Here is a 26,115-nt window from a genome sequence, read left to right as displayed (position 1 = left end):
AGAGAAACCATATTTGAGTATATAGAGATAGACTACAATCGAAATCGCCTACACAGCGCCAATGGCTATCTCAGCCCCGAGGCGTTTGAGGAACAACTAGTCGCTTAGTGGTGTGTCCGTCGTTGGTGGGTAGGATCAGAGTGCCAAGATCAAACCAACTAGAGCTTAAAAACTTTCTCGGCATTCTTAGAAAAAAACAGCTCCGATACTTCTTCATCCAATCCCAACAAGTGCATCTCCTCCAGGCAAGCCTCCGGTGTCAGCATGGGATAGTTACTACCAAACATCACTTTACTCCGACCATGAGCCTTTATATAAGAAACCAGTTCTTGTGGGTATCGCTTAGGCTTATATGCAGAAGTATCTATATAAACATTCGGGAACTTGGTGGCAAAAGCGATCATCTCATTATGCCAAGGGTAACCTATATGACCACAAACTATCTTCAAATCCGGAAAATCGAGTGCAACCCTTTCAATATGAATAGGGCGGCCAGATTCAGAACTGCGCAAGGGACCGGTCAGCCCAACTTGAAGACAAACAGGCACATCAAGCTCAACACACGCTGCGTACAATGGGTAGTACAAAGGGTGCGAACAGGGAAGCTCCCAGAGCCACTGCACAATACGCAAGCCTTTAAAGTCATACTCAGAAACATACTTCCGCAGCTCTTGAACCGCTGCTACTGGATTCCTCAAGTCAACTGAGGCAAGCCCAGAAAACTGGCCAGGGTAAGACGAGGTGATCTCAAGGACCTCTTCATTACTGATAAGCGCTCCACTGGGACCATACCAAGCAGAAATCAGTGCCCTGGAGACATTTGCCGATTCCATGGCTAACAATGTCCACTCTATGGGAACGTCCTTGAAGTCCTGCCCCATCCACCGCTTCAAAGTGACTAAGAAGGGCTCAGCAAGAAAGCGCTCTGTTGGATGCTGGGCCCATACATCAATTACCGTCATAGTGATCGCTTCCTTGTTTTGAATTGGTTTCGAATTGGCCTTGAACTTCCCTCAAATACAATATTGCCTTATGTGATCCTACCAAACTTGAAAAATTGCAGAGACGCTAAAGTAGGCTATTCACTATCACAAGATATGCCTACGTATAGTCATTGACCAACTGGCCATCCGACGACTTTTGGAACTGCGGATATTCATCATTGATCTCGTAAAAATCTGACTTTTCACTGACAAATATATGCCCCATTGTTTTCAACCCGGTTTGGCCATCCAGTGATCCGGCAATAATTCCAGTTGCATCAAGATTGAACGGTTCCCAAAAAAGACTTGACCCACATTCCCGGCAGAAGCCTCTCCGGGCTACATCTGATGTTTTATACCAAGCCAAACCATCATTTTTTGTGATTTTGATATTAACTTTGCGGGCCTTGGTATGGGATCCAAAGTTACCATGCAACTTTTGACACAAAGTGCAGTGACAATTTACTACGTTTCTAAGTGGCCCTCTTACCTCATACCGTACAGCTCCGCATAAACAACCTCCGGGCGTGATCGCTTTTTCACTAATCATAGAATGAACCCATAAACTTATAGCAATTTAGTTAATCGACTCAATTAGACCTAAGTGCACCCTTTGGTACAGATTACTTACCCTCCCCCCTGCTCTTACTCCAGCCCCCTTCAAAAGACTCTATTTGCTGCATCAAATGCCAAGATAAACAATGGAATATTCGACAGGAAGAAAATGGCAAAACGCACTTCAATCTTGTTCACCAGGGACTGAAAAAGACTGTGAACCAGCCGCAAACCCACATAGACCCAAGACGCAATAACGTTGACTTCTGTAGACGCATCAAGAAAAACCAGGGAAAGCACAATGGCATAGAATATGGTCGGCTGCTCCATTAGATGGTTATAGTTATCAGCCTTCCAGCGAACGCTTGGCGGAAGCTTTGACATTAGAGTACCCGCTGGGGCTTCTGGGTCCAACTCCAATTTCATAGCCGCGATAGCTGGTAGTCTCGTAGCGTACATCCACAGCCACATTAGCAAAGACCAAATCACTAACGCCACCACAGGCCGAATCAGTTCAGCGCTTGTTTCCATGACCGCTCCGATCACTACCCAGTTCGAATTTTGGGGACAATGAAGTCATAAAAAAGCGATGACAACGAAACTATATGCCACTATTTCAAATAGAACAATTTATAGCTGCCACCTGTCCGCATAAAATCCACACTATATTAAGAGCGCAATGAGAGAATAAAAAAACCACACTTTTAATATCTTATGTACCTTACAGGACAAATAAAATGTATATCACTCCAGCAGGGGTGCCCGAAGGACCAAAAAAATCACCTGCACCTGTCAGGAACTACCGCCTTCAACGCTCGCAGAAAAGAGGTTAATAACTACAACCCCTGTGACGATTAGAGTTATACCTAGAATCGCCCCCCAATCAAGCTTTTGCCCAAAGAAAACATACCCGGACAAAGCAATTAATGCGACACCCACCCCAGACCATACTGCATATGCAACACCAACTGAGAGAGTCTTCAATGAGATTGAAAGTAAATAAAATGCGAGCGCATACGATACAACAACGATCACAGACGGAACGAGTTTAGAGAACCCATCTGAGCTTTTCAGGAATGATGTACCCAAGACTTCGGCGACAATTGCTACGGAAAGATAAATCCAGTGTGACACGTGACTTCCTTAATGATTGAGTAAGCATCGCCTCGCGAAACGCTTGCTTAAGCGTCCACCAACCCCGGGAGCTCAGCCACAGCGTTAAAACTTACATCTCCCTTAGTCTGCTGACGAAACACGAATGACGTGGCCGTCGGGATCTTTGATTAAAAAGGTCTCCCCAAACACATCGGTATGCAGCTCTTTATAAAAATTAATTTTGGGGTCATTTTTCCACTCTTGATAAAGCGCTTTAACTTCACTGTCAGATGCCAAATTGATGCCTATTTCTGTAAACCTGGGAAAGTCGTTCTCTGGCACTTCACCGCCTGACCAGATAGCAAAGTCAGCCTCGCCATCAATCTTGAAGACCACATACCTTGGTGTTACGAAGTGAGGCTCAAAATTAAAAAGGTCTTTGTAATATTCCGTTGATCTTTTGACATCTGAGACGTAGATGAGCTGCAGGTTTGGCTTGCGAATATTAGGCATTTTTCACTTCCATTAAAGTTCAACGAGTATTAGAAACACCCTGTGAAAATAAAATCCAACACCACCGACAACTGCGGCATTGTCGTCGACTGCTATTTGTTAGCGCGGCAGTAGTCGACGCACAAGCCAAACAAGGAAAAGCTACCAGAGGATTGGCCTTGTCCACATTTAACTACTTGATCAACGCTGTGGCTACTGCCCTGATTACAAGACGATCATTTTGTGAAGTGTATTCCGTATTTATGGCCGGGACAGTTACACACTCAAAACCTGATATATCACTGCTGTTGTTGCCTTTGGCACCGATCGGGATCGGTGCCTAGCCACATAACAAAGTATCAACGCTGGTGTTTTACCAAACTATGGATCTGCTTCTGGTGCTCATTGGGTGAAAGCTGCTCTATCGAAGCATCGTTCAGTTGTATGGGATGAAGATCAAACCACTCAACTTACCCCCGGATACGTCGCACCCGGAATTTACGCCCCTTCAGTTTTCCGTTTTCGATCTTTTTCAGTGCTTGCGCTGCCACGTTTCGTTTAACCGCCACATAGGCCTTCATATCCAGTACGTTGATCTTGCCAACATCCTGCCCGCTGATCGGATGATCGCCACCGGTCAGCGCACCCAGAATATCACCCGGACGGACTTTCTGTTTCTTTCCGCCATCGATCAGCAGGGTGGCCATCGTCGCCTGAAACGGGGGCTCACTTAATATATTGGCCGGTGGTGGTGTATCCGGGTCGGACAGGGGGTCCTGCGTCAGATTCATGCGCAGAAGTTTATGACCCTCCTTCTCGGCAAATAAGGAGTAAGCACAACCGCGCTCACCGGCTCGCCCGGTCCGCCCGATGCGGTGAGTGTGCACTTCCGGATCTTTGGCAATATGAAAGTTGATGACGGCATCAAGTTTATCAATATCCAGGCCGCGTGCCGCCACATCGGTGGCCACCAGGATTGAAGCACTGCCATTGGCGAAGCGAATCAGCGTTTCGTTACGCTGACGCTGCTCCATGTCGCCATGTAAGGCAAGCACATTAAATCCGGCCTGCTCCAGATTGTCGGCCACGTCATCGGTTTCGCGCTTGGTATTACAGAAAATCAGAGTATTGACCGGTTTGTCATTGAGCAGGATGCGCCGAGTCATCTCCAAACGATCATCAAAGCTCTCAGTTTTGTAAAAACGCTGTTCGATCACGTCCTCACTGTGCGCGGACTCAATTCGCACCATCACCGGTTTTTGCATGACCCGGGCACTGAGGCGTTCGATTTCATTCGGATAGGTCGCGCTGAACAGTAACGATTGTCGCTCGGCCGGCACTTGCGCCAGAATGGTATCGATAACGTCCTGAAACCCCATATCGAGCATCCGATCGGCTTCGTCAAAGACCAACGTGTCGACATGCTCAAGTGACAGTGTCCCCTTGCGCAGGTGTTCTTCAATACGCCCAGGTGTGCCGACAATGATGTGCGCGCCATGTGCCAGGGATCCGATCTGCGGACCGAACGGCATGCCGCCACACAGCGTCAGAATCTTAATATTGTGTATCGCTCTGGCCAGTCGGCGCAGTTCCTGCGCAACCTGATCGGCCAGTTCCCGTGTCGGGCATAGAATCAGCGATTGAATCCGAAACCGGTCGGCATTGAGCCGGTGCAGTACACCCAAACCGAAGGCCGCGGTTTTACCGGAGCCGGTCTTCGCCTGTGCGATGACGTCTTTTCCATCGATTACAATCGGGAGTGTCTTGGCCTGGACCTCGGTCATGGATGTGTAGTTCAGTGACGCCAGGTTTTTGAGCAGGGCGGGCTTTAGGGGCAGGTCGGTAAAGGGTGCAGTCAAGGTGAGTCCTGGAGTGGTTGGATGTCAAATTCGCGCGTTACTCTACCACCCAGCAAGGTGATTTTCACCCAGCATAAACTCGGCCACTCCCCTCCGCCCCGCTGGCGAGCCCCTTATTATCCGTAATCATCCAGATGCTTTAATGCCCTCGGATCGGCGACATAGACTCCTCTATCGGGGCTCACCCCTTTTAATACGTTGCTCGCACCTATAGAGAACACTTTAAACGCCTCCGCTTTGAACCTTAATAACAGATGTATTTCTATCCATTAAAATGCTATTCAGCATATAAAAGCTTTATTTTCATCCATTAACTTAAAATCGACCCATTCTGCTATAATAGGCTGAAATTCATCTGTTAAGGCCAGTTAACGCCAATAAAGGTTTGAAAAGCAGCTACTATGAGCTTCCACGGGCAATCGGATAAACAGATACTTGAGACACTGGGCAGCCGCCTTCGAGAATACCGACTGCGGATAAATCTCACCCAGGAGGATATGGCTGAGCGGGCCGGCCTCTCAACTTCCACCATCAAGGGATTAGAGGCTGGTCGCGGTAGACTCGATAGTTTGGTTGCGGTGCTGAGAGTGCTTCGGCAGCTAGAAGCACTGGATGCATTCCTCCCTGCCCCGGTAGTCAGCCCCATGCAACTTGCCACGCACGGCAAGCAACGCAAAAGGGCTCGCGCCTCCAACGTTGCCAACCCTCTCAAGGAAGGCCCCGAAAAACGAGGGTCCGCCTCTCGCCAGGGTCCGACAAGCAAAACTAAAAAAAGGGATAAGCCAGAATGGTAACTCAGACAAATACGGCAACCGTACATTTATGGGGAACGTTGGTTGGCGCTGTGCACTGGGATGACGCTGGTTATGGCTCTTTTGAATACGCCCCGGCGTTCCTGCGGCACAGGCTGGATATTGCCCCAATTACCATGCCCATCGAGATCTCTAGGGAGCCCTACATGTTCCGCACTCTCAGCCGGGACACGTTCAAGGGCTTGCCAGGACTCCTTGCAGACTGCCTGCCGGATAAGTTCGGTAACGCCGTAATTGATGCCTGGCTCGCCCGGCAGGGGCGTACTCCGGAGAGCTTTAACCCTATTGAGCGGCTCTGCTACACCGGTACCCGTGGTATGGGCGCGCTGGAATTTCAGCCTGCCGTGGATGGTAGCTTTAAAGACTCTGTCGATCTCAATATTGAAGAGCTGGTAAAGCTGGCGGCGGCAATTACCCATAAGCAAACCGATCTCAACGCACAGCTTGGCGAAAGCGATGCGCAAAGATCAGGCGCGTTGCTGGACATATTAAGGGTGGGCACCAGCGCTGGGGGCGCCAGGGCAAAGGCGGTAATCGCCATGAACAGCGAGGGCGATATTCGCTCCGGCCAGGTACCCGCACCGAAGGATTACGACTACTGGCTGCTGAAATTCGATGGTGCCGGAGACCTGGAACTCGGCACTACCGATGGGTTTGGGCGGATCGAATACGCCTACCACCTTATGGCCCTGGAGGCCGGCATCAATATGACAGAGTGCCAGCTGCTGGAAGAGAACGGCAGAGCACACTTTATGACGCGACGCTTCGATAGAGAGAATGGCACGAAGCGGCACATGCAATCCCTCTGTGGTATTGCACACCTGGATTTCAATATGGCTGGTGCGCACTCCTACGAACAAGCATTTAGCGTTATGCGTGAGCTCTACCTGCCCAAAAGTGAGGCCATTCAACAATATCGTCGGATGGTATTCAATGTACTGGCCAGGAACCAGGATGATCATACAAAAAACATTGCATTCCTGATGAGCCACGAGGGCGAGTGGTCTCTTTCACCGGCATTCGATGTGACCTACGCCCACAACCCCGGCGGTGCATGGACCAGCCAGCACCAAATGAGCGTCAACGGCAAACGCGACCATTTTCAATTAGAAGATTTACTCACTGTAGGTAGGGCAATCAGTATCAAGCGGCCAATGGATATTATTGAAGAGGTAGCAGCCGCGGTGAAGAAATGGGAAAGCTTTGCCCAAAGCGCGGGAGTTTCTGAAAGCTGGACGCAGGAAATCAGCCAAAACCACCGACAGCTCTACGGATAACGAATCACAATCGCCGTTTACGCAAGAGCACGTCGCCACATAGAGCAAATACTCCAAAAGCAGCAATCGCTCAAACAACCCTCTATCAGGTACACATTCCAGCCGGGTTTCCCCAGCTACTCTCTTGATTCAGGTGTTGGATTTAATCCCCGGTGAGGATGCGAGGAGCCTAGCATGTCCGCAATGTGCCGCTTAGCTCTGCTGGCAGTGGTTTTTGTTGACCTGATGGGCCAGGGGCTGCTGTTTCCTATTATCAATGAACTGGTTATGTCAACCAAATTCCAGTTCCTCCCCACTGACACACCTCAGGCAACACGCCACCTATATTATGGCGTCGTTATCGGCAGCTTCTTTCTGGCGTGGTTTATTGGCTCCGTGTATATCGCCAGACTTTCCGACAACATTGGTCGCAAGAGTGCCATGCTACTGTGCCTGGTAGGTGCCCTCGCTGGCTATGCGATTACCATTTTCTCTTTAGTGAATAGCAACCTTTGGCTTCTGATCCTCGGGCGGGTGATCAGTGGCTTTACCGCTGGTAACCAGCCTATCGCCCAGGCGGCCATGATTGATGCCAGCACCAGTGAACTGGAAGCCTCCAAGAACCTGGGGCTTCTGGTTGCTGGTATGAGTGCCGGCGCTGTTGCCGGTCCGATTATGGCTGGCCTATTGGCGGATCGAGCACTGCTGGGGAATATCGCGAGCATTCAACTGCCTTTCTACTTTGCGCTAGGGCTTGTCGCCATCACCCTATGCTTGATCCTGATCTTCTATCATGACAGCCGAAAGGCCCCAAGGCAGCTTAAGCTCGGCTTCCTGGATCTCTTTACCCAGTTCGCCCATTTAAAAGACCGTCCCCAGGTAGTACGGCTCTGTCCTGCCTACCTCTGTTTTATGCTTGTACACCTCAGCTTTTATATCTTTATCACCAACTACCTAAGCAGTCGATTCCAGGCCGGTTTGCTGGTAACCAGTATGGCCATGCTGACAATGGGTATTGCCGTGGCCATATCCAGTCTGTTTATGGTTAAACCGATTCTGTCTCGCTGGCCTAAGCCGTCAGTCATCAAATTGTCTGCCTTGGTTATGGGAGGCAGCGCTTTGGTTTTTGCATTCAGTAATCAGATCTGGCTTTGTTACCTCAGTATTTTCTTTGCCTACCTCTGCTTTGGGCTCGCCTACCCGGCTCTCCTGAACATGTTCGCCAACAGCGTCGATGAAACGGAGCAGGGCTGGGTTATGGGCATAGCCACCGCGGGCTTTACGCTGGTAGCGAGTCTGATATCCCTTGTGGGCGGCGGCGCCATGGAAGTGAATATTCGGTTACCCTTTTTTATTACCGCTTTCGCGGCAATATTGGTCCTACTTTTAATGCAACTGGGCTGGCGCAACCTGAGCGTAAGGGGGACAGCAAAGTAATCTCCCACTCAATGAAGGCGAAGTAGATCACTTCATACGTCTATCGATAGGACCTGGCCCTTCAGAGTGCATTGAAGGACCAACCCCAAAGATTACCTATTCAACCTAACTAACCAATAGCCTGCTCTTTGCGCGACTCCGCACCTGTAACCTCCTCTGAAGCGCGTCGCCAATCAACCATGCGTGCGATAAACCAAATAAACGGCTCCACCTGGCCATGTAACTCACAGCTTCCAGCGCAAATACTCTGGAGTAGCCCCCGGACATCCGATGAGCGCAAGGAAGAAACAGCCTTACAGCTTTTAAGAAGCATTGAACATGAAGGCAAGCCGGAGATTTTATGATCACTCAAGGTGACATTTCCGTCGTAGTACAAAATCCTGACGGGCTCTTGCTGGTCAGAGACGCTCACGGATAGAGCCAGATTGGGGGTTGGAGCAGAGTGTTTTGTCAACGTTTGGTTAAGATAGCTGGAGAAACTATTCGCCCACCCTTCCACTTCAGAGTGCGCCAGACTCAAGTCCATGGGTTCCTCTTTGGTGGCCACCAGTAATTTATCCACTTCCCGCTCCGCCTCGACAAGGGCTTCGACGGTTTTGTCTACATCCCCTTTCGTATGCGCCGCCGAGCAGATTAGTCTGAGTCGACCACGCCCACTCTCCACAATGGGATAGGTCACTGCCGATGTCTGTACGCCGCGTTTGTATAATTCCTGCACAATCGCAAACAGTTTGTCTTTGTCACTGAAATGCGGCGTGACAATAGGCCCATCTCCCGTTCCCAAATCATAGCCCGCCTGTTCAAACCGCTGTCGCATATAGCGGGTTGTCTCCCAGAGTCGCGCCCTCAGATCATCGTCTGAATTGAGACGGCGCAAGGCGGTCAGTGCTGCGGCGATATCCGCAGGGCTGATTGAAGCCTGGAAGATGTAGGCCCTAGCCGACGACCTCAACAGATCGACGTATTCCTGCTTCGCCGCAATAACGCCACCAAGGCTGCCAAGGGCCTTGCTGAGCGTCGTCATTATAAAATCGACCTGGTCGGTGATTCCTTGCGCGGCACAAATGCCGGCTCCACGCTCTCCATAAAAACCGAATGAGTGCGCCTCATCCACTAAAACGAGCGCGTTATATTTTTTTGCGGTACGTACAATTTCTGTAACCGGTGCCGCGCCCTCCCCCATGCTGTAAACACCCTCAAGAGCAACAAGGATTGTGCGGTAAGGGGATACTTCTGACTCCAGCACAGATTCCAAATCGGCGGCATCGTTATGTTTAAATGTCCTGATGGTTGCGCCACAAAGGCGGGCACCATCAACGATGGAGGCGTGGCACAGCTGATCAATGACAACCACGTCGTCTTTGCCAAGCAGCCCCGCAACCACCCCGACATTTGCCGTATACCCTGTTGGAAAAAGGCAAGCGCTGGGTTTTCCCACCAGTTCGGCAAACTCGGTTTCGAATTCCAGGTGCAGATCCGTTAAGCCTGACGCTGCTGCAGACGTTCCCATCCCGGTGCCAAACCTTGCTACCGCTGAAGCGGATTCTTCGATAACTTTCTTATCCCGGTTTAACCCAAGATATAGATTGGTTGTCCAGATAATGGCTTCCTGCTCTTCATCGTTATACACGTCGCTAACCGTGCCCCGAGTTGCGCTGCCTGTACGCAATACTTTGCTGTAGGGGTTTCTGCGCTGGTCATTGACCATGTACATCACTTCTTGTACCAGCTTGCTCTTATCCATTGCAGACCAGGACGGCGCTTTTGCGGCCTGGAATGTCGGGTGGCTGGACTGAATGTGCGACTGGAAGCTGGCAAGTGAATCGGATGCAGCACGATCTGCTGTTTTCACTGGGGCTTGACCAGCACGGTCATTCAAGGTGCTGAGAATATAACTCGCCAGAGTATTTACGGTGTCGTAATCGATCATCGCCTGGGCAGTAATTGATCGCCCCAAGTTATTACTCAATCGTCGGGCAAATTCCAGGGTTGTCAGAGAGTCGAGGCCAAGACTGGAGAATGAGAGATTCGGTGATACCTGTTCCGGATCACCAAAATTGAGGAGTACGGCCACCTCTCTTTGAATGATCGACAGCATGGTGGCTTGTTGCTCTGACTTGGACCCAATCAGGCGCTGTATTAAGCGGCTGGCGTTTTTTGTGGAATCGATACTTGAACCGAGGTTAACTTGTTTGCCCTCTTCCAGCTTTATAAGCGTCTTGCGGTCGAGCTTGTCGTTGGGCAACACCGGTAACGTCGCGAGATGCCTCACAAGTTGTGGGACCATATATTTTGGAAGCCGTTGCGCCAAGAATGCTTTAACCGCTATGTCTGTTACCGCTTCGCTCCGGCTAACGACATATACCGCAAGCATTTTCTGACCAATGCCGCCATCTACCGCCGCTGCGGCCGCGGCGTCAACGCCCGGCATCGATTCGAGGGTCGACTCAATTTCTTCAAGCTCAATACGGAAACCCCTGACCTTCACCTGCTGATCGACCCGACCGAGAAATTCTATCTCGCCATTCTCTGTCCACTGACACAAGTCCCCCGTTTTGTACAGGCGGGTATCTGGGATCTGATCAGTCGGCACCCTCTCGATAAAACGCGCTTTGGTCAGCGTTTCATCATAGAGATAGCCTCTTGCGAGTTTACTCCCCGCCAGATACAGCTCTCCTGCCACACCAGGGGAAACCGGTTGCATAGCATCATCCAAAATGTAGGCACGGGAGTTTGGCACTGACTTCCCAATCGTAACTACCTTAGTGCCTGACGTAACTTCGGAAATAGTCGAGTAAACGGTATCCTCGGTAGGGCCGTAGGCATTGAATATTCTCAGCCCAGGTTTCAGGCTATCGACCTGCTCAACCAGTGACCGCTTCAGCGCCTCACCGCCAAACACCAGACACTGCAGCCTCTCGGGTAATTTTTCTGTAGAGAGCAATGTCTGCATGGCAGAAGCCACCGATACACAGGTTCTCACTTGGTCGACGGCCGGATGATTTGGCAGTTCTAGTATGTTCTTACCCAGTATTACAGTACCCCCAAGGGACAGAGTCCCCAAGATTTCCATCACCGAGGTATCGAAACAGACCGAGGCCCCGGCAAATACCCCTTTGAGTTCCGCTTCATTAAACAACTCACCCATAGAGCGACTCATAGCCACAATGCTCTTATGCTCAACCGCAACACCTTTTGGCCTGCCGGTAGAGCCAGAGGTATAGATAACATAAGCCAAGTCGCTTGCTGATGGCTCTACAGGGCCACTTACAACACCCCTTGTAGGATCACCCACCTGATCGATCCACACCAACTCACGCACGTTCCGGCAGAGGTCAGCGGAAATGTCACTATCCACGATAGCCGCCACTGCGCGTGAGTGTGTCAGCATGTAACGTACGCGCTCTTGTGGGTAAGCTGGGTCCAGAGGTACATAGGCACACCCTGCTCGCATTACACCAATTAACGTTGCCACCAGCTCCCAGGAGCGGTTCATGCATACCCCAACCAAAGAGCCGGGCTTAACCCCACGAACCCCAAGCTCAGCCGCAATAGTACTAGCCCGCTGAAGTAGACGCTTAAAGTCCACCCGGACTTTTCCATCGATGATCGCTACGCGATCAGGATTTTCTAGCATTTTCTGTGCAATCAAATCACAGATTGAAATGTTAGCTTGGGGTTGTATTTTGAAATTATTCACTGGACTACTCACAGAATCTTACCTTTTATCTTTATTAAAGATCTGGAAACTTTAAAATTCGGGTATCAATTACTCATCCTGAAGGCCATTTCCTCTAAGTTCTAAAACTGCAGATTCCAGAACAATTATTTAATTGAGGATCGCAAGAGAGGTATCGATCTAAGTGATACAATTATGGCTATTAACCAAGTTTTTTATTCCGCTTACTCCACCACATTAGTTATAAAGCCTGTATTCAGCAGAAATTTTGCACTACAAAAAGGCCCTTGCAGAGTCAATTTCACTTTAAGGTCGATTTTTTGATTGATTGCGAACTTAATATTACAGCGATACCCCCTAGAAATGCCCTGTACAGTTTCACAGTAATAGCTCTCTATTTGGTTTTTAAATCAACGCAGAAAAACTTACACCGTTCTTATTATTGTGGGAAGACCATTAAAGAATTATTCACGACCCACTTGGCCACACTCCAAGCCTAATTAGCCACACTCAGAAATAAATTGGTAACAACTACCTCAAACATGGAAACTTGAAATTTTACAGTGCAAAGATAAATCAGAATTGAGCTCATGAAATAAGTATAGAGGGATTGAAAAACCAACAATATTGGCCGTAACGGTGAAGCGAAGAGACAACCGATTTAAGGGCACCTCTAGAAATTACTTCTAGGGTGCCAACCGGTACCAAATAATGCGGTTCAGGTTATAAATTGATGAAAATTCGATTTTGCGAAGCACCTTTTTAAAGTAGTCAATGGATAAAATATACTGAACGCTTAAGTACTGAATCAAGCGATTCGCTTTAGGCGCTTTTCTGCTTTTTCTCGCCACTCCTGCGATAAGGGCTGTAATTGACAGGCTATTTCAAGGACCGGCTTGCTATCCTTATACTCTTTATCAAATAGGGCCCTAAACATGGATTGGATGCTGATAGAGCCCGACATCTCATGAACTTTTACAAGCTCCCTATCCTCCGCAATATAGCCCTCTTCCAGCACCCTAAAATACACCCCGGTATTACAGTAATCTTTGAATAGTTTAACGGCTTTATCGCTCTGTAAAACCATATTGAGCTTAAAGCATGGAATTCTGGGCTGACTTACCTCTAGAAGACAGTCGCCTACGCGGAATCGGTCACCGATAAAGGTTTCTTCTTCGGTAAGTCCCGCAACCGTCAAATTTTCTCCAAAGGTTCCGTACGGTAAGTGCTTTTTCTCCAAAATTTTTTGCCAATACGCATAGTGATCACTAGCAAATGCATAAACGGCCATATCGATTCCGCCATGATGCTTCAGATCAGCCTGCTCGTCGCCTTCCAGATTACCCTTACCAACAAAGACCCTGCCCTTCACCGGTTTCTTAAAGATGCCAGTGGAAACTGGTTCACCTTTATATTCAACAACCTTTTTCTTGGATACATTGACAGAAACAATTTTCATAACTTGCTTTCTTATCGTCCACTTTTATGACCTGAAAGATAAACTCTTCTACCATAGTCCCCGGCAACTTGAAACCCGACTTCACTTAAAGGCCATGGAGGCTCTGGAGTCAATAGACAGAGGGGCTAAACGCCCCTCAAATAAGGGAGGTAGCGGTTAACAACCACCGCTTTTCCGAAGGATAAAGGCTATTTGCAAAGGGCCAACAAACCTACCCTAGCGCATTACAACTTGCTGGATAGGTCCCGGATCTCATGATTGAGGATACGGTCGTTATGGCTGTAATCCACAGGCACATCAATCAGATGCACCCCACCCGCTTTACAGCACTTTTCTATCATAGGCTTCAATTCATCCGTGGCTTCTATACGATGGCCTTCGGCGCCATAGGACTTTGCATAGGCGACAAAATCGGGATTGGTAAAATCAAGGCCGAAATTATTAAACTCCATCATAGATTGCTTCCACTTGATCATGCCGTAAGCATCATCGCGCAAAATCAATACAATCAAGTCCATCTTTAATCGCACAGCCGTTTCTATTTCCTGAGAGTTCATCATAAACCCCCCGTCTCCACAGATCGCCACCACCCGGCGATCCGGGCAGACCAGTTTGGCCGCCATAGCCGATGGCAACCCAGCCCCCATAGTGGCAAGCGCGTTGTCCAGCAGGACTGTGTTCGGGTAGTGAGCCGGATAGTTGCGCGCAAACCAGATCTTAAACATACCGTTGTCCAGGGCAATAACACCTTTGTCTGGCATCACTTCCCGCACATCCTTTACTAAGCGCTGAGGCCGTATAGGAAAAGTATCCGCGCTTGAGCCCTCTTCGATATGTTTCAGTAGCGCCGCGCGAATGCGATGGGCATCACTAAAACTCCAGTGCTCCTGGGGCTCCAGGTGCTCCTGCAGCTGCCACAGGCTGTTTGCAATATCGCCAATCACTTCAATCTGGGGGAAATAAACCGGGTCCACTTGAGCGGTGTTGAAGTTGATATGCACCACTTCAGGCCCACCGGGACGCATAAAGAACGGGGGCTTTTCCACCACATCGTGCCCCACGTTAATAATCAAGTCCGCCTGCTCTATGGCGCGATGGATAAAGTCGCCATCAGATAGAGCCGTATTGCCGATAAAGTGGGGGCCGGACTCATCAATCACCCCTTTACCCATTTGTGTTGTAATCGCCGGAATTCCCAACTTTTCAACAAATTTTCTCAACATTTTTGAGGTCAGCTTTCTATTTGCACCGGCACCGATCAGCAACAAAGGCTTGCGCGAAGCGGTGATGGCTTCCGCCGCTTTGCGAATTGCCTTCTCCTCAGCAATCGGCCTGCGGGAATAGCTGATTTCCAGTACTGGCATGGTGGAGTGCTCGCGGGCAATATCTTCAGGGAACTCCAGGTGCGTAGCGCCGGGCCGCTCCTCTTCGGAGCGCCGAAAGGCCTCACGCACATGTGCTGGCACATAATCTCCACCAACAATCGTCTTGGTGAACTTGGTGAGCGGGCGCATCATGTCGACAATATCGATAATCTGAAACTGTCCCTGCTTAGAACTCTTGATCGGCTTCTGCCCAGTAACCAGCACCATCGGCATACCGCCCAACTGCGAATAGGCCGCTGCAGTGACAAGGTTGGTGGCGCCAGGCCCCAGGGTTGCCAAACAAACACCAGATCGACCGGTGAGGCGACCATACGTTGCCGCCATAAAGCCCGCCGCCTGTTCGTGGCGGGTAAGAACCAGCTGGATCTTGGAGCCTCGAAGGGATTCCAATAAATCCAGGTTTTCCTCGCCAGGAATCCCAAAAATATACTCAACCCCCTCGGCTTCCAGGGCGCGCACAAATAGGTCGGATGCTTTCATAGGAGCGTCTCTCGTCGTTGTGAGCTATCAAGGCTGGCTAGCTCCAAGGTATGTTGGTTGTGGGTAAATTTAGTATGCCGTTACAACCCATCACCACATCATTTGAGCTCTGACATCATTCAGCACACATAGGAATAAAACCCCTCTGAGTTGTAGCACAGGATGACGCCTCCAGTGCCCATCAGCTTCAATTATCGAACATCCCCGTATAAAGCTTTGCCTGAGAGTTAATGAAAGCTACGCAGGTTGGACCTTGTGGCAGCAGAAACAACTCGACCACTTGCAAGGGCTGCGCCGATTAAAACTAAGCTCGTCGGCAAGTGCGACTTGCTAATATCTCACCACGAGAACCTCATCAGGAAGGCTGACCCTATGAAAAATTCGTGCCGACAAATGGACGAAATGGCGTCGGCCGTAGGGCTACCTCTCCCCTCTATTCTGCTCACTCAACTGGTACCGACTATCTGTCATAAAATTTGTGGGGCCGCTCCCGCTTTTCAGCTCAAACACTAAAGATGGACTTATGAAAAGCACAGAGAAGAGGCGCAAGGGAAACTGGTTGCTGTCTCTGGCCGCGCTCGGCGTGGTCTTTGGCGATATCGGCACCAGCCCGCTGTACGCGGTGAAGTTAATTTTTCACTCCCGGCACGGCATCCCCCTAACAGAAACCAATATTCTGGGGGGCATTTCGGCTATCTTCTGGGCCCTAACCGTCATAGTCACCATCAAGTACATTACGCTGATAATGCGCCTGGATAATCGCAGTGAAGGTGGGATTATGGCCCTAATGACATTGGCCATGAACGCCACCGCAGGGCGCAAATACTTACGTGGGTTTGTCTTAACCGCGGGCATCTGCGGCACGGCGCTTTTCTTTGGGGACGCGGTTCTCACTCCCGCAATTTCTGTACTATCGGCCGTGGAAGGTCTTGAAGTGGGCGATAAGAGCCATAAAGCCCTGGTCATACCTATTGCAATTGGAGTGCTAATCGGCCTGTTTTTTGTCCAGCGTTACGGTACATCCACCGTGGGGGTGCTGTTTGGACCCGTGACCACCTTATGGTTTCTCACCCTATTGGCAATTGGGGTTTCCAGCATTGTAAGTAACCCCCAAGTTCTCCAGGCCATCAACCCAATCCATGCTGTCAATTTCCTAACAAATCACGGCCTGGGCTCTTTTATGGTACTCGGTGCCGTTTTGCTGGTGTTTACTGGCGCTGAGGCACTCTACACCGATATGGGGCATTTCGGTCGCACCCCAATCAGAATGGCCTGGCTGGGGCTGGTATTTCCGGCGCTTTTTCTGAACTATATGGGACAGGGGGCACTGCTGATCAGTGATCCCAGTGCGGTGGACAACCCCTTCTATCGTATGTTTCCCAGCTGGGGGCTTTATCCGGTTATTGTATTGGCTACTATGGCTACGGTGATTGCCTCCCAGGCCTGTATTACTGGCAGTTTTTCTCTTGCCAAGCAGGCCATGCAGCTGGGTTTTCTACCGCGCCTGTCTCTTCAGCACACTTCAGCGCATTTAGAGGGGCAGATATTTATGCCGGGAGTTAACCGGCTGTTAATGTTCCTGGTGATTGGCGCAGTAGTTGGCTTTGGTTCTTCCACTAATCTGGCCAGTGCCTATGGTGTGTCGGTGAGCGGTGCTATGTTGTTAAGCACCTGCCTCGCCGCTGTGGTTTACCGCGTACAGCTGAAATACAACCTGCTGCTTTGTATTACCATCGCGATCTTCTTTATTTGCATTGATGTATCCTTTTTCTCCTCAAGCCTGCTAAAAATTAGCCACGGCGGCTGGTTTCCTCTGGGCTTGGGTGCTATCGCCTGTCTATTGATGTTCACCTGGAGGGACGGCAAGGAAGCTCTCGCTTTACAGCTTCAGCGACAGGAATTCAAACTGGAACCCTATCTAACCGCGCTCCTTAAAAAAAATCCTACTCGGGTTCCTGGAACCGCAGTATTCCTCACATCCAGGCAGTTGTATGCCCCCCATGCCCTGATCTACAACCTAAAACACAACAAGGTACTACACGAAAATTTGCTATTCATTACCGTATCTTTTGTCAACGCTCCGCGAGTCATGCCCGGTAACCGGTATATTCTCAGCAAAATCAGGGGGAACGGTTTGTACCTGTTACTGCGCTATGGCTATATGGAACAGCCCGATATCTGGAAGGTCCTAAAACGATTACGTCTTAAACACGAGCTGGATATTGATCCAAACAGGGCCTCTTATTTTCTGACCAGGCAAACTATTGTGGCCACAAAACAGGAGGATAGCCGCATGTTCCTTTGGCGCGAACGTCTATTTGCCGCCATGTTCCGTAATGCCAGCAGTGCCGTCGAGTATTATCGAATACCCGTAAGTCGAGTCATTGTGATGGGAGAAAAAATCAGAATATGAGGGACGAATAAAAGGGGTTTTTAAAGGTACCCTATCCGCGGCGTTATCAGGTTTAAGCGCCTTGACAAATCTCAGGAAGCACTAAGATTCTAGCAGGTAACCTGTCTGTTAAGAAAGCTAAATCACCCCAAGCCGTGAAAGTTGCTGTCGAGCAAATTTTATCCGCTTCGTTTGCACGTCACGAAAGGTCTTGCCATCAATATTCACCGCAAAATAGTAAGTATTCTTGCCTGTTTCCACCACTCCAACATACCAACCCAAGGCATAGCCATCCGTAATCTGCCCTCCCCCGGTCTTTGCATATAGGCGGTAAGAATCTGTTTCCTCAACCAACATAATTTCTTTAAATAAGGATAAAGACTCTTCCGAGACTGGAAGCGCACCTGAAAACAACCTTTGCAAAAAGTCTACCTGCTCCCTAGCGGATATTTTTAAACTACCGTTGAGCCAAAACTTATCCAGGCCGGAAGAGATGTCCCTGTTGCCATATTCGAATTGAACCAAATACTGATGCATTCGCTTGGTGCCAATATTGAAGGCCAATTGTCGATAGATTGGCACAGCAGAGTTCTGAAAGGCTGCGCGAATGGGCAGAGGTTTTTCATACCAAATAGTGGGCCACCACCTCTGTGCAGGATACCTCAGATGATCATAGGTCAATTCCTGCACAAGGCTGCCTACCTCACCGGTATCCAGTGCGATCAAGGTGTTGGGAACTTTGAATGTTGAGAAGGGCGTGAGCCTGACATCAGCCCTACTTTCATTGATGACGGTATAGTTTGCATCTTTGTGCTTTTTCAGAACAAAGGTACATGATTTAGCGCATTCGATATTTTCTGATGCCCAAGTCAAGCGGCTAATCAACAGTGCGATCAAGACAATTACTTTCAAGTTAGCGTTTCCAGAGGCGTTGATAGGAGGATTGAGAACTCAGAATAGCAACCTTAGAGGGGCCACGTGCATTCTTACTTGCCTTCGACTTCAAATCATACTGCGGCCAAATTCAATGTGCCACTACACCCTAGAGCCGCAGTATGAGTCAAGACTCGCTAGTGGGCCTTGATAGGCCCATCGCTCAGTCGCTTCAAATTTATCAGTGCCTTATGGGCATCCACAAAGCCCAGCCCGGTATTATTACTCCCCAGGTGAGAGTGCCTTGCTGTTTTCTGCAGCGATTGTACAACGATCGGCACCGCTTCCGCTTCAGAGTAACCATAGTAATCGGCCGCATTCAGTAACAGTGCACTGATAGCCGCCAATTGCGGTGCGGCAAAAGAGCTGCCGGATTCAAAATTATGGCTGGACGCTGAGAAAACGGCGTCCCCTGAGATGGCAAAGCTGCGTTTGATCGCCAGCTCGTTATACCCAGGAACTGTCGCGGTTAGAGAAACCTGGTCAGAAAAAGGTTGTAAATTGATTGCGAACATCAGATTTTGACTACCTGGCACGCTTTGATTTTGGGCTAAAAACGCTTTAATCAGAGCAAGGTCGTAGGTAAAGAAACTGCCCAAAGGGGGAAGCCCCAGACGTTTTCGCACATCGCTGTTCTCCCCGTCTAGGTCAGTACCTGTATTTCCAATCGATTTGGTAAAAATTTTGCTTTGTAGGATGTGTGAAAGGTGCTCTGCAAACTCTGGATCGAGCTGATCACTCGTGATATGAAAGGCCCGGCTCATATTAATAACGCTGATATCATCGCGATTACGTATATAGGCCATGGCTTCATTGTACGTTTTACTCTCGGTACTTACCGGTACAATAGTGGCCTTGGGTGCAAGGTCGAGAATAATATCAATCACGGTATTGCCATGGAGAAAGGTGATCGGATCCCCAAACTGCACTTCAGCTTCAATATTGGCGTGCTGGGCACGCTGTTCCTCTAAACGTGCAGGGTCGAACAAATCGAACACCGCAATGACGATGCCCTCCCCATCGAAGTGCCGAACCAGGTTATGCTGTTTAAGGTTATAACCCGGTACATAGGGGTATAAGAAGTCATTAAGTTCCAGCCTAAATAGATCCAACTGAGTAATGGCAGCCTCAAAAGCGTGCTTGTTCTCAACCTGATAATCCTCCGGCTGGAAAGTATACAAAAGTTCGGCGAGCACAATAAACTCGGTAATTGACTGCCCCCACTTATGCATTTTTAGCTCATCTACCATATACATCGATTTCGCCCAGCCCTGATACTGATCAAAATCAGCCGACAAATACTCATCCAGTATTGGAGTAACAGGCTCTTCCCAGGGCCATGGGGTTAACTCTTTGATAGTGCCCAGAGACTCTCTAGCTTGTTCCACACTGAGACCGGATGCAAACACCTTCAAGCTAAAAACTACCAAAAGTATCGCTATTATTATCTTATTCAAAATCACTTCCCTTATAGTGAAATTTATTTGTGATTTAAACTACTAATGGCCATAGGCGATCAAGTGACCACCCAACCCAGAATCAATCTTTTAGTGGCTGGGAAATAGGATCATGTAACACAGAAAAACGCAAACCCATAAGCACGAATGAGCGAATTCGATAAGAAGGGGATTAGAGATAAAATGATTCAGGCAGGAGCTTGTTTGTTTTTTCTGGTTTCTAACAATAAAAACATTCGGGCAACAGATTACCCGAATGTTCTTTCAATCAATTGCAACCGTGCCCGTCGACATCTGCTCCATCTTCAACTGCATTACAATTCGGACAGCGAAAACCACCACCTTCCACATTTTTATAATTAACGTAGGTCCATCCTTTGGGCGGATTTTCAGGCGAGTACTTCCCACTGTATGGCTCAGTAGTGGGATCGGCAGGATCTATAGAACCTTCATTAGAAGTGACTTCAATTTCCATATTTCATTTCCTTATTAATTATCCTTGCAACATCAGAGGATATGGGTGTTTGGCACATAGGAAGTGCTAATCCAGCCAAAGCTGCCCTAGGCACTGAATTAACACGACGGTATTTTAAAGGTAAATATATGCAGGACTGCACGCTTTTAAGGTCACACGCTCTTACAGGGTACTTTTACCAAAAAAATAGCGCCTTAACCAATACTGCGCCAAATGACGCCCAAAATTACTTTGACAAGAAACTTAAGGATTAAGGATTAAGGATTAAGGATTAAGGATTTTAGCATCAACCAACAACCAACAACCAACAACCAACACAGTCATGGGAAATGTTCTTAGCAAATAACCGCCAAACATTAAGGAAGCCATTTATCAAATTGAACGCTCAAAGAAAACTGACTCAAGAAGGATTGTTTCATGATATGGCTTTACAAACTTAATATACGCCCCATCAATTTCAACCAACTCCCCAGACCATGCCAAATCATACAAGTTTTTCAAATCATTTTTATCAGACTTTGTCAGGCCACTCTTTTCTCCATAGTTCATAATTGAAAAAGGCTTATGCTCACCATAAATCACACTGGGCCAAGTCTTTTCTTTCACATCTGCAAAGAAATGCCTAAGGCCAAATATATGGCCCAATTCATGAATCATTGTATCGACCTGCTCCTTCCTACTTTGTTCAAACATTGTAGGAAAAAGCACCAACTCATTGCGCCCTGGGTTTGGGAAGAAGGCGCGCGCCAAAGTGCAACCAGTTACACTACACTGCTCAACCGGCTCTAGCCTAATTTTAAAATCCCAAACATTTGGATTCTCGTTGAACTTCACCGGGGTAGCATCGCCCCATTTCAATAAAGCCTTCCCTAGCAGAACACGAATATAGTCTTTTATCTCATCCGATTTTTTAAAATACCTCAGAGATCCCTCATCAAATTTCCACCTCAGGGTCGTGCCTTTCTCCCATAAAGGGATATAGCCTTCGCCGCTATGTAACACTAAATCTAGTGGAGACCTATTCCTTAAGGTAGGATATCCAACCTTATCAGTGACACATATTTTATCATGGCCATATCTGTGAACTATTGGCGCGCCACAGGAATCGCATTCTTTTTTTGACCTAAACCTTAATTCAAATTTTTCTTTTAAAGAAACCTTATCTACTGACGACATGGTATTCCACCCAGACTCACTAAGACAACACTAGAGCAGCGATCGATATTTATGAAAGGCATACAAATCTAACAACTGCAATACAGAGTAATCTATAGACGCAGCGATAGTTCCACACAAACAAACCCACTTGATCGCCAAGGATTCCGATATGTATTACGTACACGGTTACACCTTAGTTTGCGTAGGTGTAACCTGCACCATATATAGGCTAACTTCGGGGTAACCTTGTACTTACAGCTTACTCATCAAGAATGATATTAAATCCACCATAAATGAGTCGTTTGCCGTCAAACGGCATCGGATTTTGGTCTGAGTGCATTCTTGGGTCATCCATAAGCGCTTGCCATCCAGTGTCACGAATCTTTTTAGAGGGCCAAACCACCCACGAGAATACAACTGTTTCATTCTCTGCACACTTCACAGCCATGGGAAATGAGGTTACTTCACCACTCGGCACCTCATCCCCCCATGTTTCTACCACCTTCAGGGCACCCTGCTCCTTAAACACTTCTGCAGCCACTTTTGCATGCTCAAGATAGCTTTCTTTATTTTCTGTAGGTACTGCTGCCACGAAACCATCTGCGTAAGACATTTGAAAGTCCTCTAATAGTTAACGTTGGATAGAGAAATGACCATTCACTCCACATCATACTGCCGTTATGAGATTAACAGGCTACCGACTAAGCACACAGCAACCGGCGTCTATAATAACCCTTTATTTCCCCGGCACCCAATAAAGAGTACAAAATCAAAAGCTATTCATCTTGAGTCCATCGCCGATCCAAAGTCTTTGTAATTTACAAGAGTTTTGGTTGAGGGGGCGCCTCTAATAACATCCATACATGGTTAAAACATATAAAGCACAGATATAATAGAAAATCACCCCATCTCCCATAGAGGGTTTTCCAAATATACGTATACCTCTTGAAAGAGAGGCCTGAACGAGAACACTAATGCTTTACTACGCCAGTACTTTCCGAAAAATACTGATTTTAAGCCTGTGAGTTATAACAAGGTCGAAGCGGCTATTGATCGCTTAAATAATCGCCCAAAAAAATGTCGGGTTCAAACGCCCAGGCAGATATTGGGAGAGTATACGGCTATCGCAGCAGCCTAAAGGGTGATGCACTTCAGAGTTGAATGCAGGCTTTTTTAGCACGATTCTTGCCCCTAAAATTCGGCTCAAACCCACGGAACAATTGGGTGCGAAAATGCTACACTTAACGGCACCCTCAGATAATGAGGTGAGCGTCAGGAGCAAATTATGAAATACAAAATCGCAAAACATAATCAGAAAATCTGTATTTCAGATTCAAGCCAAAGAGCCACCTTTGCTTTTAAGGTATTCTTTTGATTGGAGGCAGGAGTATTCAGCACATGAATATCCGATTCAGTATTATCATCCCCTGCTACAACAACGCCGATCTCTTACGAAATGTACTACAAGGTTATTCCACTCAAACCACCCCTAAAGAAAGTTATGAAGTAATATTAATCGACAATAACTCAAGCGACCCAAACATTATTTCATGTTACAATGAATACAAAAATAAAGTAAATATAACATTGGTTTTCAGGCCTGTATTAGCCAATCCATTTGCCCTCAATTCCGCACGAAACCTCGGTCTAAGGATTGCAAAAAACAATTGGTGCATATTTACAGATAGCGATTGCATCCCCTCCCCCAGCTACCTTATGCAGATCAGTACAACAATAAGCAACAAAGGAAAGTATATCTGCATGGCCGGATTAAGAGAGTTTATTCACAGCAAGGATGTTGATATCACAAAAATAGACACCTCAAACTCACACCTTAGTAATTGCCCTCGTATAAAAAGCCCGTCAAATTATGGACTTATTAGAGATCGACGTCTTGGCAAAATAGAACTTCTACCAAATACTGAGCAACCCTGGGGGCATTTTTATGGTTGCAATATGGTATTTAAAAAACAAGATATTATAAACGCGGGACTATTTGACGAACAATATGATGGCACGTGGGGGTATGATGATATTGATTTAGCTTACAGAGTAATACACACCCTTGGAGTCGAACCCGTCTTTATAAAAGAGGCCGTTGTCTATCACCAAGATAAAGTATGCTCAGACACCTCCGCTAGTGAAATAAAAAATAGAATTGAGAAAATTAACAACCCCAACTACAAATACATCTGTAAAAAGATACCTGGATATTATGAATTTAGCCTTCGCGAATTCAAGCGCTTTGGACTTTCAGAGTTCCAATCACTACCGAAATAGTGGGCGAGCGTGCTAAATCTATAATGATGAATTTAGAACCTAAGTAATGACAATAGATTTCCGCCCTCTTCCTCCCACTCACCACTCACCACTCACCACTCACCACTCACCACTCACCACTCACCACTCACCACTCACCACCTCACAACATGGTTCTATAAGAGAAAAAGTTAAATATCAAAATATCACTCTGGTCCCAATTATTCGATATTTTTGCAGACGAGGGCGCCTCTAATATTGTCCATACATAGCTAAAATACATATAAAGAAAAAGAGGTAACAATATGTTGCCCCATCTTCCATAGGGAATTTTTGAATCCTATGATTTTAAAAGGAAAGACTATATTGGCGCTATCTTCAGAGTTTTTGACTTGAGTAACTGATAAAACTCTAAGATATTCTCTATAAACGTATTGAATGAGCCTCCACTCATTTCCCATAATTGAAGTAGAGAAATAAATATAAGCTAAAGTAATGTGTGGGTGTACAAAAAGCTGCGGGACATGTCCAGAATCCAGGCTTGCCCCGCATTAAGATGAAATCACTATCAAGCTGGCTGTGCTTCGCCTAGGACATGTTGCTTGGCGCTTGTTGTGGGCTGTTCTGGGATTGGCAAAGCGATGGGGACTTGCTGCGCTTGACCGGTGGCCATAACTACGGTGCTACCGTGGCGAGCAGCGGTCACCAAAGCATCGTTATCAGCAATAGCTGTCATAAAGCGTAAGGCCTCATCCGCACTAGTGCCCGCCCTGGTCAGCACCTTGATAGCTTCCGCTGCACTCTCAGCGTACACCCGCCTAGCCTCCCCCATTTTCTCCATACGAATCTTAACCGACTCACCATCTGCCTTGGCTTTGCCCACTTCACGCTCGCGAATTGCCTCGGCCTCGTAGGTTGCGGCCTGCTTCTCACGCTGCATTTCCATTACCTTGTTGGCCTGAACCTCCACCGACTTGGGTAGACGCGGCTCATCAGACAATATATCGACAATCTCTACTCCATAGTCATGGAAAAATTGACGCAGTCGTTCCTTGGCCTTATCAGCTATCTGTTCTTTCTTGTTGTACACGTCTTCAAGTTCGATACCGTTGGCGACCGGAATAGCCGCATCGGTAGCAAAGGACTTCAATTGAGCTTGATAGTTCTCCAAGTCGTAAAGCGCCTTGTAAGCCAGCTTTACATCGGAGGCTACCTGGTGCTGCACCTTTAGGATCAACCCGAAAGTAACATGATTACTCGTCTTGAGGCTGAGCTCCACAGGCGTCTCGTGCAATGCCGTAGAGGCTTTTTTGTCAACCCAGGAAAGATAGGGGACAATCAGGTTGAAACCGGGTGTAGCGGTTTTCCAGTATTTTCCGAGAAAAAGTACAAAGTGGTACTGTTTAGGCTCAACAATAACGATGGCCTTAGTCAGTAAGAAGACTCACGCCAAGCCAAGTGCAATTGGCCAAAAGGCAATGATTTCGAAAATCTGTTGCGGCATGTTTTTTAACTCTTAATGTGTATTTGGTTAAAAATACAGGTTTTGATATTCAGGTATCTATAAAAATGAATTTTTGGTGATGATCTGTACCAAATACAAGGTATTCATAAGTAGGCAGCACACAATCTATCAATTCGTAAATTGCTCCTAACCGCCCTACTTTTTTGACAAACACATACAACGGTAATGAATAGAAGGTAGGGGTAGAGACTCTGAGTAAGAGCTGAAAATAAGTCAAACACTTGTTTACTTTATATATTCAAAGTTAGCGAACTTCATTTCCCTTGGTTTCGGATAATAATTGTATTTTATCATCCACTAAAGTCAGATCTCCATAGCATTCATATTGACGATCAATGTCGACTACTCCCTAGATTCCCATAACAACCGACACACTTGGCAATAGCGAGAGAGGTCAGCTGGCTGTAGGCTAGTAAGCTTCCAC

The 26,115-nt window shown here is 47.6% G+C and carries 21 protein-coding genes; 6 read left to right on the top strand and 15 right to left on the bottom strand.

Annotation, left to right across the window (positions count from 1 at the left end):
• Nucleotides 1-108 (top strand): IS3 family transposase (locus tag Q1A69_RS17930; RefSeq protein WP_299588561.1); only part of this gene is annotated, 108 nt, incomplete at its 5' end.
• A gap of 50 nt (nucleotides 109-158) precedes the next feature.
• Here the strand turns inward: Q1A69_RS17930 and Q1A69_RS17925 are convergent.
• The 6 genes from Q1A69_RS17925 to dbpA all read right to left on the bottom strand — a co-directional run bounded on the left by Q1A69_RS17925 (nucleotide 159) and on the right by dbpA (nucleotide 4,984).
• The gene (locus Q1A69_RS17925; protein ID WP_299588556.1) at nucleotides 159-962 is read right to left on the bottom strand and encodes an amidohydrolase family protein; all 804 of its coding nucleotides are present in this window, start codon (nucleotides 960-962) and stop codon (nucleotides 159-161) included.
• A gap of 139 nt (nucleotides 963-1,101) precedes the next feature.
• Nucleotides 1,102-1,533: a GFA family protein gene (locus Q1A69_RS17920; protein WP_299588552.1), complete on the bottom strand. Its 432-nt coding sequence runs from the start codon at nucleotides 1,531-1,533 to the stop codon at nucleotides 1,102-1,104.
• A gap of 110 nt (nucleotides 1,534-1,643) precedes the next feature.
• Nucleotides 1,644-2,069 carry an MAPEG family protein gene (locus tag Q1A69_RS17915; RefSeq protein ID WP_299588548.1) on the bottom strand — a complete coding sequence of 142 codons (426 nt, stop codon included), beginning with the start codon at nucleotides 2,067-2,069 and terminating at the stop codon, nucleotides 1,644-1,646.
• Between the two features lie 261 nt (nucleotides 2,070-2,330).
• Nucleotides 2,331-2,672 (bottom strand): multidrug efflux SMR transporter, encoded by a 342-nt coding sequence (locus tag Q1A69_RS17910; protein ID WP_299588545.1) that lies wholly within the window; start codon nucleotides 2,670-2,672, stop codon nucleotides 2,331-2,333.
• Between the two features lie 102 nt (nucleotides 2,673-2,774).
• Complete coding sequence (locus Q1A69_RS17905) at nucleotides 2,775-3,146, bottom strand: VOC family protein (RefSeq protein WP_299588541.1); 372 nt, start codon at nucleotides 3,144-3,146, stop codon at nucleotides 2,775-2,777.
• A gap of 449 nt (nucleotides 3,147-3,595) precedes the next feature.
• On the bottom strand, nucleotides 3,596-4,984 hold the full coding sequence (dbpA, locus tag Q1A69_RS17900) for an ATP-dependent RNA helicase DbpA (RefSeq protein WP_299588538.1): 1,389 nt from the start codon (nucleotides 4,982-4,984) through the stop codon (nucleotides 3,596-3,598).
• A 401-nt stretch (nucleotides 4,985-5,385) separates the two neighbouring features.
• Between dbpA and Q1A69_RS17895 the strand changes: the two genes are divergently transcribed.
• The 3 genes from Q1A69_RS17895 (at nucleotide 5,386) to Q1A69_RS17885 (ending at nucleotide 8,489) form a co-directional block, all read left to right on the top strand.
• Nucleotides 5,386-5,778, top strand: coding sequence for a helix-turn-helix transcriptional regulator (locus Q1A69_RS17895; RefSeq protein ID WP_299588533.1), 393 nt, complete (start codon nucleotides 5,386-5,388; stop codon nucleotides 5,776-5,778).
• Nucleotides 5,772-7,073, top strand: coding sequence for a type II toxin-antitoxin system HipA family toxin (locus tag Q1A69_RS17890; protein ID WP_299588530.1), 1,302 nt, complete (start codon nucleotides 5,772-5,774; stop codon nucleotides 7,071-7,073). Before Q1A69_RS17895 ends, Q1A69_RS17890 begins: the two co-directional genes overlap by 7 nt.
• Nucleotides 7,074-7,247: 174 nt before the next feature.
• The gene (locus Q1A69_RS17885; RefSeq protein ID WP_299588528.1) at nucleotides 7,248-8,489 is read left to right on the top strand and encodes an MFS transporter; all 1,242 of its coding nucleotides are present in this window, start codon (nucleotides 7,248-7,250) and stop codon (nucleotides 8,487-8,489) included.
• Between the two features lie 109 nt (nucleotides 8,490-8,598).
• Here the strand turns inward: Q1A69_RS17885 and Q1A69_RS17880 are convergent, their stop codons facing one another.
• The 3 genes from Q1A69_RS17880 to Q1A69_RS17870 all read right to left on the bottom strand — a co-directional run bounded on the left by Q1A69_RS17880 (nucleotide 8,599) and on the right by Q1A69_RS17870 (nucleotide 15,492).
• Nucleotides 8,599-12,126, bottom strand: coding sequence for an amino acid adenylation domain-containing protein (locus Q1A69_RS17880; protein ID WP_299588525.1), 3,528 nt, complete (start codon nucleotides 12,124-12,126; stop codon nucleotides 8,599-8,601).
• Between the two features lie 850 nt (nucleotides 12,127-12,976).
• Nucleotides 12,977-13,627: an MOSC domain-containing protein gene (locus Q1A69_RS17875; protein WP_299588523.1), complete on the bottom strand. Its 651-nt coding sequence runs from the start codon at nucleotides 13,625-13,627 to the stop codon at nucleotides 12,977-12,979.
• Nucleotides 13,628-13,851: 224 nt separating this feature from the next.
• The gene (locus tag Q1A69_RS17870; RefSeq protein WP_299588520.1) at nucleotides 13,852-15,492 is read right to left on the bottom strand and encodes an acetolactate synthase large subunit; all 1,641 of its coding nucleotides are present in this window, start codon (nucleotides 15,490-15,492) and stop codon (nucleotides 13,852-13,854) included.
• 523 nt (nucleotides 15,493-16,015) lie between these two features.
• On the opposite strand from Q1A69_RS17870, the gene Q1A69_RS17865 reads away from it, so the two are divergent.
• On the top strand, nucleotides 16,016-17,905 hold the full coding sequence (locus Q1A69_RS17865) for a potassium transporter Kup (protein WP_299588517.1): 1,890 nt from the start codon (nucleotides 16,016-16,018) through the stop codon (nucleotides 17,903-17,905).
• A gap of 117 nt (nucleotides 17,906-18,022) precedes the next feature.
• Here the strand turns inward: Q1A69_RS17865 and Q1A69_RS17860 are convergent, their stop codons facing one another.
• From Q1A69_RS17860 to Q1A69_RS17840, 5 genes are all read right to left on the bottom strand, one after another.
• Nucleotides 18,023-18,796, bottom strand: coding sequence for a penicillin-binding transpeptidase domain-containing protein (locus tag Q1A69_RS17860; RefSeq protein ID WP_299588514.1), 774 nt, complete (start codon nucleotides 18,794-18,796; stop codon nucleotides 18,023-18,025).
• Between the two features lie 158 nt (nucleotides 18,797-18,954).
• Nucleotides 18,955-20,274: a hypothetical protein gene (locus Q1A69_RS17855; protein ID WP_299588511.1), complete on the bottom strand. Its 1,320-nt coding sequence runs from the start codon at nucleotides 20,272-20,274 to the stop codon at nucleotides 18,955-18,957.
• A gap of 268 nt (nucleotides 20,275-20,542) precedes the next feature.
• A complete protein-coding gene (locus Q1A69_RS17850) occupies nucleotides 20,543-20,749 on the bottom strand; it encodes a hypothetical protein (RefSeq protein ID WP_299588508.1) in 207 nt (68 codons plus the stop codon).
• 372 nt (nucleotides 20,750-21,121) lie between these two features.
• A complete protein-coding gene (locus Q1A69_RS17845) occupies nucleotides 21,122-21,925 on the bottom strand; it encodes a matrixin family metalloprotease (RefSeq protein WP_299588505.1) in 804 nt (267 codons plus the stop codon).
• Nucleotides 21,926-22,166: 241 nt separating this feature from the next.
• A complete protein-coding gene (locus Q1A69_RS17840) occupies nucleotides 22,167-22,520 on the bottom strand; it encodes a DUF1428 domain-containing protein (RefSeq protein ID WP_299588501.1) in 354 nt (117 codons plus the stop codon).
• A 785-nt stretch (nucleotides 22,521-23,305) separates the two neighbouring features.
• Between Q1A69_RS17840 and Q1A69_RS17835 the strand changes: the two genes are divergently transcribed.
• Nucleotides 23,306-24,187 (top strand): glycosyltransferase, encoded by an 882-nt coding sequence (locus Q1A69_RS17835; protein ID WP_299588498.1) that lies wholly within the window; start codon nucleotides 23,306-23,308, stop codon nucleotides 24,185-24,187.
• Between the two features lie 547 nt (nucleotides 24,188-24,734).
• Here the strand turns inward: Q1A69_RS17835 and Q1A69_RS17830 are convergent.
• On the bottom strand, nucleotides 24,735-25,583 hold the full coding sequence (locus tag Q1A69_RS17830) for an SPFH domain-containing protein (RefSeq protein WP_299588558.1): 849 nt from the start codon (nucleotides 25,581-25,583) through the stop codon (nucleotides 24,735-24,737).
• Between the last annotated feature and the right edge of the window lie 532 nt (nucleotides 25,584-26,115).

This window comes from uncultured Microbulbifer sp. (assembly GCF_947498635.1).
GTDB classification, from domain to species: Bacteria; Pseudomonadota; Gammaproteobacteria; order Pseudomonadales; family Cellvibrionaceae; genus Microbulbifer; species Microbulbifer echini.
This window is presented reverse-complemented; position numbering and strand designations above follow the sequence as displayed.